An 8,606-nucleotide genomic window follows, 5' to 3' on the forward strand; every position below is an offset into this window, starting at 1 on the left:
CGTGCGCAGGCACCGCCTGGCGCACGTGCCCGTCTCCGCCAAGATGCGACTGGGCTTTCACGACGACGATCTGGCCGAAGACTGCGCCCGCGCTGTCGAAGCCGGCGGAGCAGACGAACTGGTGGTGCACGCGCGCACCAAGGCGCATGGTTACAAGCCACCCGCCTACTGGGAGCGCATCGCCGACATCAAGGCCGCTGTGCGCCTGCCCGTGGTGGCCAACGGCGAGATCTGGAACGTGGACGATGCGCGCCGCTGCGTGGCCGTGTCAGGCTGCACCGACATCATGCTGGGCCGCGGCATCGTGGCCGATCCGGGGCTGGCGCTGGCCATCCTGTTCGATCAGGGCTTGCCCACTGGTGGCAGCGCAGAGCCAGACTGGTCCAGCCTGCAGCCCTTGCTGGGCTACTTCTGGCAGCTGATCCTGGCCAATGTCGAGCCTCGCGCCCGCACAGGCCGCATGAAGCAATGGCTCAACTACATGCGCCGGCGCCACCCCGAGGCGCAAGAGGCCTATATGCAGATCCGCACCTTGACGGACTCGCGCCTGGTCGACCCGATCGTGAAGAGCTGGTGCGAAGGCGCACCACCCTGCGCGACACAGACTCAGTCAGCGTCAACCATCTCGGAAGACTGACCCAACACCCACGCCACGGCCACACCGCCCGCCAGATAGCTGCGCGTCTTGACCAAGGGGCTGTCACGGAAGACAGCGCCGTTGAGGTTGTCATAGCGCATGAACGCGCCAACCCAGGTCTTGTCGAAACGCTTGCTCAAGCCAGCCACGAACTGCGCGCCTGAGTAGCCTGCAGTGGCCTTATAAGCTGGCCGCTCGGCGGTGGCGTACTGCGGCGCCACGTCATAAAAATACGCATGGCGCCGCGTCGTGGCGTAGATCGGCCCGGTCAGCATGGTGAGGTTCCAGCCAGGCAAGCCGGCCACATCGCGGATATCGAGGTTGAGGTTCGGGCTGGCCTGCCAGCTGTTGCTGCCGATTCCGTTGCCCAAGGTGATGCCGTAGGTCACGGGCACGCGCATCTTCAAACGAACGCGGTCGCCCTCCGATTTGTAGAAGTGCACCTCCAGCGCCGGCCCGATCTCGATCGCGCCAGACAGGCTGGGCATGCCCTGGCGAGCCTGGTTCTTCACACTGGAGACGGGGATGCTGCCATTGAGCCCCAGATCGATGTGCGCCACATCGCCAAAATCAATCAACTCCGCGCGTGCACCCTGGCGATCCGCCTTGATCTTTTCACCCCGGTAGACCACATAAGGAATGGGAAAGGCATAGACGCGGGATTCATCCGATCCGCGGTAATCAGGAAAGCTCATGGCCGCGGCACCCAGCCCCAACTCCCACTTGGGCTTTTGCTCGGCAAAGGCCTGCAAGGCCAGCCCGGACAACATGAAGATCCCTACGCGTTTGAACATCCTCGGCGCTCCATTTGAGTGATGAGCGGCATTCTGACACCCAGAAACAAGCACAATGGCGGGTTTGCACATCTGCGCGCACCCAGCCCAGGAAAGAGAACACACCGATGGCCATCAACTGGTTCCCCGGTCACATGAACGTGACCAAGAAAGCCATCATCGAACGCATGAAGGAGATCGACGTCGTCATCGAGATGCTCGATGCACGGCTGCCGGGCTCCAGCGCCAACCCCATGCTGGCCGAGCTGACCGGTACGCGCAAGAAACTCAAGGTGCTCAACAAGCAGGACGTGGCTGACGCCGAGCGCACCACGGCCTGGCTGGCCTGGTACAACGCGCAACCCGACACACAGGCCATCGCGCTGGACGCCAGCGACACCGCCCCGGCCCAGCGCCTGATCAAGGCCTGCCGCGAACTGGCGCCCAATCGAGGCGGCATGGCCAAGCCCTTGCGTGTGCTGATCTGCGGCATCCCCAATGTGGGCAAGTCCACGCTGATGAATACCCTGGTAGGCAAGAAGGCCGCCAAGACGGGCGACGAAGCCGGCATCACCAAGATCGAGCAACGCATCAACCTCGCCAACGACTTCTACCTGTTCGACACGCCCGGCATGCTGTGGCCCAAGATCACGATCGAGCAAGGCGGCTACAACCTGGCCGCCAGCGGCGCCGTGGGCCGCAATGCCTATGACGAAGAAGAAGTGGCGCTGGAGCTGCTGGCCAGGCTGAAGGGCCCCTACGCCGCCCTGCTGGCTGCGCGCTACAAGCTCGACGATGTGGCCGGCATCCCCACCCTTCACGACGATGTGCTGCTGACGGAGATCGGCCGCAAGCGCGGTGCCGTGATGAGCGGTGGCCGCGTCAACCTGCAAAAAGCCGCCGAGATCGTGCTCAATGATTTCCGCAGCGCCATCTTGGGGCCCATCACGCTGGAGACACCCGAGGAGTTCGCGCAGTGGGCAGCCGTGGCCGAAGAAGCCGAGGCTGAGCGCCAACGCAAGAAGGCCGCCCGCCTGAACAAGAAGGGCAGCGGGCGCCGTCACGATGACGACGACATCGAGCAAGCCGACTGAAGCCCAGCGCATGAGCGACGCACGCTTCGTCCCCAAGGGCATCGTGCCCACAGCCGAGCAACTGGCCATTCAGTTGGGGCGGCACAAACGCGTCATCGTGGAAGCCAATGCGGGTGCTGCCAAGACCACCACGCTGGCCCTGCGGCTGGCGCAGGCGCTTGAGCGTGGCGCTGATGCCGACCGCATCCTCGCCCTCACCTACACCGATGCCGCCGTGCTGGCCTTGAAGCAGGCGCTTGAACGCATTGGCCTGCCCGCAGCCGTCCGCAACCGGCTCAAGATCCGCACCTTTGACGACTTCTGCCGCGCACGCCTGCAGCACGTTGAAGGCGGCAGCGTGCACCACTACGAGCGGCCCGAGCAGCTCAAGCCCTACGTGCTGCAGGCGATCGATCGGGTGATGTCCAACGTGGACGAGCGCCATGCTGACGAGTTTGCCGTGGAAGGCAATGGCGAGGCCATGGTGGAAAGCCTGCTGCAAGCTTTCTCGCGCCTCAAAGGCACCTTGCAATGGTTCATGGAAGCCGCAGATCAGGTGCTCACGCCCGATCTGGCCAACGAGCTGGGCTTCGATTACCTGACGCTGCGCAGCTTCTGGGCTTACGAGACCCTGCGCCGAGGCGGCCACCCGGATCACCCTGTCTTCCGCGCTCCGCACGACGCCACCTATGACCTCGCCTGCCAGTTGCTGGACGAAGACGCTTTTGCGGATCAAGCCCACCCGCTGGCCATGGGGCTGCATCTGGTGCTGGTCGATGAGATGCATGACACCAACCGGGCGATGTTCACGGTGCTGCGCCACCTCTTGATCCAGAACCCGCAGACCGCCTTTGTGGGCGTAGGCGACCGTGATCAGGTCATCCATGCGGTGGCCGGCGCCGAGGCTGGCTTCATGGGCGAGACATTCAACCGCGAGATCGGCACAGCCGAACGGCTGCCACTGACAGCCTCCTACCGCTTTGGCCCCAAGCTGGCCGCCTCCGTCAGCAAGCTGGCAGACAAGCGCTACGAATCGCTCAGCAGCATCGCCACCGACATCCAGCTTGTGGGCTACGAGCATGTTGGCGATGCGCACCGCCACATCATCGAGCTCATTCAACAGCGCGTAGGCCTGGGGCCCAAAGCCACCTTGAGCGATCTGGCCATCCTCTTGCGCCAGCCGCATCAGTCGGTCGCGCTTGAAAACCACCTGCTCGACAAGGGCGTGGACTACCGCACCTGTGGCTTCGACACCTATCTGATGCGCCCGGAAGTGCTGTTCGTGCGCGGCCTCATCGCCTGCGCGCGCAACAGCTTTGCCGGCATCGAGCGCATCGACACACGCATGCGGGTGCTGCAAGCCATGCTGACGTTTGCAGGATCCCATGTGGAGAGCGCGCAAGACACGCAGGAAGACAGGCTCAAGGAAGAACACGAGGCCATCAAGAGCGTGGCCCACACGCCTGAACTGGTCGAGGTATTCCTGGAGAACCAGATCCTGCGCAATGCCAGCGAGGCCGCACGCCGTCAACTGGAAGCGGCCATCGACATCGCCAGCACCAATGCCACGCACGTGCTGCTGGAACGCTTTGTGGCCGCGCTGGCGCCGCAAGCACTGGCTGCACGCGTGATGGTGCAGCGCCAGGACATCGCCCAGGTCAGCGCCAATGTGCAAGGCCTGATCGATTCAGCCGCCACCTACGATGATGTCGAATCCTTCTTCCGTGCGATGAACGAACGCGAGATCCGCCAGCAAGGCATGCGCGGCAAGGACTGCGTCGTGCTCTCCAGCATCGAAGCGGCCAAGGGCCTGGAGTTCGATCATGTGATCCTGCCGGGGCTCAACAAGGGCGAGTTCGCTGTCGGTGGCAACACGACCGACAACCGCAACCTGCTGTATGTGGGGATGACGCGCGCGCGCCAGCGGCTCACCATCCTGTGCGACCGCCATCGGCCCAGCCAGTACCTGGTGGACGCCGGCTTGCTCTGACCAGCCACGCCTGGCTACCGCCCCCCCCAGGCGCAGACATCAGGCATCAGGCAACAAAGCCCGCGCGCCCAGAACGAGCGCCGCAAACATCGACAGCAACTCGTCAGTCAAGGCCGCCACGGAGGGCGGATCTTCGCCCATGAGCCATTCACACATGAGCTCGTTGACGGCCCCGACCATGGCCAGGCAGGACAAACCGTAGTCCCGCTTGGGCAGCAAGCCGCTCTGGGCCATGGCGTTCGCGTAGGCCTCGATCAAGCCTGCAAATTCGTGGATGACCGCGCGGCGGCGGCGGGCCATGTCGGCGCTCACGCCCACCACTTCGACACAGGCCAGGCGGGCGTGGCGCGCGTCTTCCGTGTAAGCGCGCACAAAGGCTCGGATGGCCTCGTTGATCAGTTCGGCTGGCATCAAGCCCGGCGTCTGCAAGGCGGCTTGCACCTGGCTGCGGGCATGCGCCACCACCTGCTCATAGATCGCCAGCAGCAAGGCCTCGCGGGTATCGAATTGCTCGTAAAAGTGCCGGGGCGTAACCTTGGCCTCGGCGCAGATGGCATCGATGCGCGTGTGCTGAAAGCCCACGGAGCAAAACAGCGTCAGGCCGGCCGCCATCAGGCGTTCTCGCCGCTCCTGCAACAGCTCTTGCGCACTGCGCCCCCCATAGCCACGCCGCGACACCCGAGATTCCGGGCCTGGCACGGGCATTGGTTTGCGGGATGAGTGGCGCATGTTTACATTTAGGAAATTTTTCTTTCCTTATACTAGCACCATCGACATGCTCGCAGGAGTCCCCATGACAACAAACCGCTCCCCGTTTCACATCGTGAGTGGCCTGGCATTGGCTGGAGCCTTGCTGACCTTGGCGCCTTGGGGTGCATGTGCGGCTACAACAGCAGCCACAACAGCCGCTGCGGCCACGCATGGCCCGGAATCGAACGCCAGCATGGAAGAGGACGAAGTGCTGGTCCAGAAGATCAAGACCGGCGCGCTGCAAGCCATGAGTGACGAGCAACTGATCAAGACCTTCAGCCAGCTCGCCCCGCAAACCTACTCGGGTTATCTGGATGTGGGCGTCAGGCAGCTCAACGAATACGAGTTGTGGATGAAGCGCGAGGAACGCCTGGGTGGCACGTGGGCTGGCCAGCCCTTCGTCAACTACATCAAGTACCGCCACAAGCCCCGTCAGGTCTACATGAAGTGGCTCAAGGACAGCCCGAAGTCCGGCCAGGAAATCATCTACGACGAAACCAAACGCAAGGACGCCAGCTACGGTCACCTGGGCGGGCTGTTCAACATCACCTCCATGTGGTCGGCCATCGACGGATCGATGGCCAAGGGCAACTCCAACCACACGGTGCGCGATCTGGGCATGCAGTCCGTGGTGGCCATCCTGGTTGACAGCCACAAGATGCGCGTCAAGGAAGGCCAGCCCACCGCGCCCAATCAGATCGAAGTGGCCAAGGTCAATGGCGAGCGCACCATCGCCCTGACCTGGGTCACGCCAGCGGGCATGACGGGGGCCTACGCGGCCAAGTCCAAGGTGTATGTGAACCTGCAACAACCCTGGATACGCATGATCGAATCCTGGAACGAACGAGGCGAGATGATCGAACGCATCAGCTTCGACAAGGTCGTGCCAGCCAGCTTCACCGATACTGACTTCGACCCGAAGAACAGCAACTATGCGTTTTGATCGTTGATGGCGCGAAGTTGGGCTCTGGGCATGTGATGATTCGGCCCACAAAGACCACAGAGAACAACATGGCCATCCCCCAAGACAACATCAGCATGGCGCTGTTTTGCGACTTCGAAAACGTCGCCCTCGGCGTGCGCGACGCCAACTACGATAAGTTCGACATCAAGCGCGTGCTGGAACGCCTGCTGCTCAAAGGCAGCATCGTGGTCAAAAAAGCTTATTGCGACTGGGAACGCTACAAGGGCTTCAAGTCCGCCATGCACGAGGCCAACTTCGAGTTGATCGAGATTCCACATGTGCGTCAATCCGGCAAGAACTCGGCCGACATCCGCCTGGTGGTCGATGCCCTCGATCTTTGCTATACCAAGTCGCACGTCAACACCTTCGTGATCATCTCGGGTGATTCAGACTTTTCACCCCTGGTATCCAAGCTGCGCGAGAACGCCAAGTACGTGATCGGCGTGGGCGTGAAGAACTCCACCTCCGACCTGCTGATCGCGAACTGCGACGAATTCATCTTCTACGACGATCTGGTGCGCGAGAGCCAGCGCCAGGCCGCACGCCGAGACAACCGAGACCAACCCCAGCAACGCCGCACGCCGGAAGAAGACCGCCGCCGCCGCGAGGAGATGGACCTGCGCCGCACCAAGGCCGTCGAGATGGCCGCAGAGACTTACGAAGCGCTCGTCACCGACCGCGACGAAGGTGGCCGCGTCTGGGCCTCCGTGCTCAAGGAAGCCATCAAGCGCCGCAACCCCGGCTTCAACGAAAACTACTATGGCTTTCGCACCTTCGGCAACCTGCTGGAAGATGCGCAGCAACGCGGCCTGCTGGATTTCGGGCGCGATGAAAAATCAGGCGCTTATGTGTCGCGTGGCACCGGCACGGCCGCACCGCGTATTGAGCCAACTGCCCCCGCCCCATCGGCCGCAGCACCTGCTGTGAGCAACTCGGAGAACAACAAGCCTGCCGCCTTCGCCCATACGGCTGACAAGGATGCCGCCGCCCACATTGCGGACAACGCCGATGTGGACGCTGTCTCGGCTACAGGCGCCAAGGCGGGTGAGGACGCTGACAACGCCTTGCAGCCCGCAGGCGATGAAGGCCAGGGGGCACGCCAGCGTGGACGCCAGCGCAACGGCGGCCGCCAGAGCGCCGCCAAGAACCCGGCTCGCAAGACCGCACGCGGCCGTGATGGTGCGCAGCCATCGGCCGACAAGCAAGGCGCTACACAGCCAGCCGTCGATGCGGCACCAGCAAACGCCCCGGGTGCTGCGGCACCGAAAGCCGCACCCAAAGTCGAACCACCGACCACGCCAGAAGCCGCACCAGCCACAGCACCCGCTCGGTCGCCTGCTTCGGCTCGCAACCGCAACACCGCACGCAAGGCCGCACCGGCCAAGGCGGCCTCCAACGAGGCGCCAGAGCAGGCTGCGCCCTCGTCCGATGACGCGCCTGCCGCACGCAAGAGCGCTTCACGCTCGCGCCGCCCTCGCAAGCCTGCGGCCAAGCAGGCCGCGGAATAAACCGGGCCGTGGCAACACGAGGTGTGAGCGATAGACGAGCCGTACAGGCCACATCGCCACACTGGCCACACTTCGGGGAGGACTTCATCACATGCACGCAGCCATCACGGCGCTGGCGCTGATCCCTGTCGGCGCGCTGGCTTTCATCTTCTGGCGACGCCAGCGGACGCTTCAACGCGAAGCCTTCATCCGCCACTTCGCGTTTCCAAAGGGTGTGTTCGCCAAGGTGATCGAGCACCACCCGCAACTCACCCAGAAAGACATGGAGCTGGTCAGCCGCGGGCTGCGCCAGTTCTTCCTGGCCTACCACCGTAGCGGCCATCGCTACGTGTCCATGCCCTCACAGATCGCCGATGATTTGTGGCATGAGTTCATTCTCTACACGCGCCACTACGAGGCTTTCTGCAAGCAGGCCTTTGGCCGCTTCCTGCATCACACCCCGGCTGTCGTGCTCAAGCAAAGCCGATTGGGCAACGAAGGCTTGCGTCGATGCTGGCGCTTCAGTTGCCAGGAAGAAAACATCAACCCGCGCAAGCCTTCACGCCTGCCGCTGCTGTTCGCGCTGGACAGCAAATACCAGGTCCCCAACGGTTTTGTGTACGTGGCCGACTGCAGCGGCGTGCGGCGCGAAGGACAAGCGCGGGATGAGGGATCAACCGTCTACTGCGGCGGCGACTTCAGCGACAACGACGTGGACGGCGGCACAGCAGGCCTGTCGGACAACGATGGCCCCGGCCCTGACTATGGCGGCTCGGACGGCCATTCTGGCAGCCACGGTGATGGCGGCAGCGACGGCGGTGGCAGCGGGGGCGACGGCAGTTCCTGTGGCGGCGGCTGCGGCGGTGGTTGTGGCGGAGATTGAGCCGCCACCAGCCCCGGCTTGAACCAGCGCAGGCCTTGCGCAAACGCCC

8 protein-coding genes are annotated in these 8,606 nt (G+C 63.5%); 6 read left to right on the top strand and 2 right to left on the bottom strand.

Going from position 1 to position 8,606, the window contains the following annotated elements; all coding sequences use genetic code 11:
* Nucleotides 1-637, top strand: a 637-nt coding sequence (locus EPO09_RS08490; RefSeq protein WP_290642125.1) for a tRNA-dihydrouridine synthase, incomplete at its 5' end; no start/stop codon positions are given.
* Here the strand turns inward: EPO09_RS08490 and EPO09_RS08495 are convergent.
* A complete protein-coding gene (locus EPO09_RS08495; RefSeq protein ID WP_290642127.1) occupies nucleotides 607-1,431 on the bottom strand; it encodes a MipA/OmpV family protein in 825 nt (274 codons plus the stop codon). The two genes, EPO09_RS08490 and EPO09_RS08495, sit on opposite strands and share 31 nt — an antisense overlap.
* Nucleotides 1,432-1,538: 107 nt before the next feature.
* Here EPO09_RS08495 and ylqF point away from each other — a divergent pair, with 107 nt between their 5' ends.
* Together ylqF and EPO09_RS08505 are read left to right on the top strand one after the other, a co-directional pair.
* On the top strand, nucleotides 1,539-2,504 hold the full coding sequence (gene ylqF / locus EPO09_RS08500; protein WP_290642129.1) for a ribosome biogenesis GTPase YlqF: 966 nt from the start codon (nucleotides 1,539-1,541) through the stop codon (nucleotides 2,502-2,504).
* A 10-nt stretch (nucleotides 2,505-2,514) separates the two neighbouring features.
* Nucleotides 2,515-4,473 (top strand): ATP-dependent helicase, encoded by a 1,959-nt coding sequence (locus EPO09_RS08505; protein WP_290642131.1) that lies wholly within the window; start codon nucleotides 2,515-2,517, stop codon nucleotides 4,471-4,473.
* Nucleotides 4,474-4,512: 39 nt separating this feature from the next.
* Here EPO09_RS08505 and EPO09_RS08510 read toward each other — a convergent pair whose 3' ends face one another.
* Nucleotides 4,513-5,202, bottom strand: coding sequence for a TetR/AcrR family transcriptional regulator (locus tag EPO09_RS08510; RefSeq protein ID WP_290642133.1), 690 nt, complete (start codon nucleotides 5,200-5,202; stop codon nucleotides 4,513-4,515).
* A gap of 64 nt (nucleotides 5,203-5,266) precedes the next feature.
* Between EPO09_RS08510 and EPO09_RS08515 the strand changes: the two genes are divergently transcribed.
* The 3 genes from EPO09_RS08515 (at nucleotide 5,267) to EPO09_RS08525 (ending at nucleotide 8,557) form a co-directional block, all read left to right on the top strand.
* On the top strand, nucleotides 5,267-6,166 hold the full coding sequence (locus EPO09_RS08515; RefSeq protein ID WP_290642135.1) for a DUF1571 domain-containing protein: 900 nt from the start codon (nucleotides 5,267-5,269) through the stop codon (nucleotides 6,164-6,166).
* A gap of 68 nt (nucleotides 6,167-6,234) precedes the next feature.
* On the top strand, nucleotides 6,235-7,695 hold the full coding sequence (locus EPO09_RS08520) for an NYN domain-containing protein (protein ID WP_290642137.1): 1,461 nt from the start codon (nucleotides 6,235-6,237) through the stop codon (nucleotides 7,693-7,695).
* Between the two features lie 91 nt (nucleotides 7,696-7,786).
* Nucleotides 7,787-8,557 carry a hypothetical protein gene (locus tag EPO09_RS08525; protein WP_290642139.1) on the top strand — a complete coding sequence of 257 codons (771 nt, stop codon included), beginning with the start codon at nucleotides 7,787-7,789 and terminating at the stop codon, nucleotides 8,555-8,557.
* Nucleotides 8,558-8,606 lie beyond the last annotated feature (49 nt).

It is taken from the genome of Aquabacterium sp., assembly GCF_004297345.1.
In the GTDB taxonomy this organism is placed as follows: domain Bacteria; phylum Pseudomonadota; class Gammaproteobacteria; order Burkholderiales; family Burkholderiaceae_C; genus Aquabacterium.